At 45.8% G+C, this 2,369-nt stretch carries 2 protein-coding genes and 2 pseudogenes; 2 read left to right on the top strand and 2 right to left on the bottom strand.

Annotation, left to right across the window (positions count from 1 at the left end):
• A pseudogene (locus ACTHUE_RS15685) lies at positions 1–316 on the top strand (aminoacyl--tRNA ligase-related protein); the annotation flags it as partial.
• 45 nt (positions 317–361) lie between these two features.
• Here the strand turns inward: ACTHUE_RS15685 and ACTHUE_RS15680 are convergent.
• Positions 362–1,301 (bottom strand): annotated as a pseudogene (locus tag ACTHUE_RS15680) (L-lactate dehydrogenase).
• A 96-nt stretch (positions 1,302–1,397) separates the two neighbouring features.
• Entirely contained in the window at positions 1,398–1,523 is a 126-nt protein-coding gene (locus ACTHUE_RS15675) for a hypothetical protein (protein WP_264081756.1), read from the bottom strand.
• Between the two features lie 238 nt (positions 1,524–1,761).
• Here ACTHUE_RS15675 and ACTHUE_RS15670 point away from each other — a divergent pair.
• On the top strand, positions 1,762–2,369 hold a 608-nt coding region (locus ACTHUE_RS15670; protein ID WP_440423947.1), incomplete at its 3' end, for an AAA family ATPase.

Here is a 2,369-nt window from a genome sequence, read left to right as displayed (position 1 = left end):
GTTGTACAACAGCCCGCAAAAGCTGTGGTACATGGGTCCGATGTTCCGCCGCGAGCGTCCGCAAAAAGGACGCTACCGCCAGTTTCATCAGGTCGGTATCGAGGCGTTGGGTTTTGAAGGCCCGGACATCGACGCGGAAATCATCGCGATGTCGGCGGATTTGTGGGACAAGCTGGGTATCCGCGATTACCTGACTTTGGAAATCAACAGCTTGGGCAACCGAGAAGAACGTGCGGCGCACCGTGCGGCTTTGGTCGAATATCTGACCCGTTATGAAGACAAATTGGACGAAGACAGCAAACGTCGTCTGAAAACCAGATTTCCAGTTTTCAGACGACGTTTTATTCAGAGGCTATTCTATTTATCCGACCATTTCATCGACTTTGCGTTGATAGCTTTTCAACAGCTCCGCCGAGCGGGCAAAGCGTTCGGCTTCATCGTTCAATGATGCGTACCGCACCTTGGCGGTTGACGACGGTCGGTACGCCGATATACACACCGTTTTGTCCGAACTCGCCTTCTAGCAAGGTGGAAACGGGCAATACGACGCCTTGATTGTGCAGGATGGCGTTGGAGATGCGGCTTAAGCCCATGCCGATGCCGTGGCTGGTCGTGCCTTTGGCGGCGATGACTTCGTAGGCGGCATTGCGCACGTTGTTATAGATTTTGTCCATACGCGCCTGCCCGTCTTCCGATTGTTCCAGCATCTTCTGAACCGACATACCGGCGATGTTGGCGGTGCTCCAAAGCGCAATGATGCTGTCGCCGTGTTCGCCGATCATCATGGCATCGACGCTCCAAGGCGCGACGTCGAACTCGTTGCCCAAGCAAACGCGGAAACGGGCGGAGTCAAGGATGGTGCCCGAGCCGATAACGCGCTCTTTGGGCAGGCCTGAGAAGCGCAGAACGGTATAAGACAGTACGTCCACAGGATTGGAGGCAACCAAGAAGATACCGTCAAAGCCGGAAGCCATGACTTTCGAAACGATGTCGTGGAAGATGCGCAGGTTTTTGTTGATTAAGTCCAAACGGGTTTCGCCGGGTGCCTGCGCCGCGCCCGCGCAAATACACACGATGTCTGCATCCGAACAATCATCGTAATCGCCGACGTAAATGCGTGCAGGCGAAGCGGCATAAGGCATTCCGTGGCGGAAGTCGCGCGCCTCGCCTTCAGCACGCGTGCGGTTGATGTCGATTAAAACCATATCGTCGCACAAGGCTTGGTTGAGCATGGAATAGGCGTAGCTGACACCGACCGCACCCAAGCCCACAACGACTACTTTGTTACCAACTTTTTTCATGTTTATTCCTGTTTGTTTGTGAATAGGAATTATTAATAACACTTGGACGGGATGGCGTCAAATTTCAGACGACCTCTACCCGCAGCACATCCACAATCAACTTAAACACATTCGAATGCCCGCGGCGGCTGGGGAATAGAGGTAAAGCGGATCGTAAGTAATGGCGTATTCGGGGAAGAGCTCGACCAGTTGTCCCGAATGGAGTGCATCTGCCAAGCTCATACTGTGCTATCCACGCGATGCCGAGGTCGTCTGAAAAGAGTTTCGGAAAAATTTTTATACCAATATTTTAAAAACGGCGTTCTAGCAAAGTTGATACTTATCTGAGAATTCATGTAAGAATAATGTTTTTTAAAACAATAGTATAGCTTGATTTTTGCACAAGAAAAAGGTTGCCATCCTATGAAATGCTCTGTATGCTTTCAAACACGTTTTGTTGATAAATTCAAGAGAATTAAAAATGAAAATTAACTATTTGGAAATTAAAGGATTTAAAAGTATCCAAAATGTAGAGCTAAAAGATGTTTCTCCTTTTATGGTTTTAGCGGGGGCAAACGGTACGGGTAAAAGCAATTTTGTCGATGCCTTGGCATTTTTATCAAAAGTGATTGATATGGGAGTGAGCAAGGCAGTATCTGAGTTTGGTGGTGTGAAAAACTTAATTGATCCAAAACAGAAAAATGAGATTATCAGCTATCGAATAAATGCAGAGATTGAAGAACAAGTATATGAATATGAAATAGATATTCTTCTAAGTAAATCATCGTTACTCCCCTCATTGCCTACAGTGCCTGTATCGGTGAAACATGAATATTTGAAAATTTTTAAAAATGGAAAAACTATTTTTGACAGTAGTGAGGAAGCTCGAAAATTAGAATTAAAGAAAAAAGAAGGAAATGAAAATAAGTTTGTAGAATATCTATCCTCAATTTTATTAGGGATAACTGGTGGAACTGTTTTGGGGGCATTAAAAAATAGTGATGAAATGAGTAAGGAAATCGTTAAAGGTGCAATGACGGGTATTATTCTTAAATTTTTAAGTGATAATAAAAATTCATTAGATACCAG

It is taken from the genome of Neisseria sp. P0021.S005 (assembly GCF_051956955.1).
Note: the sequence above shows the minus strand (reverse complement) of the source record. Positions and strands in the feature narration are given on the sequence as shown.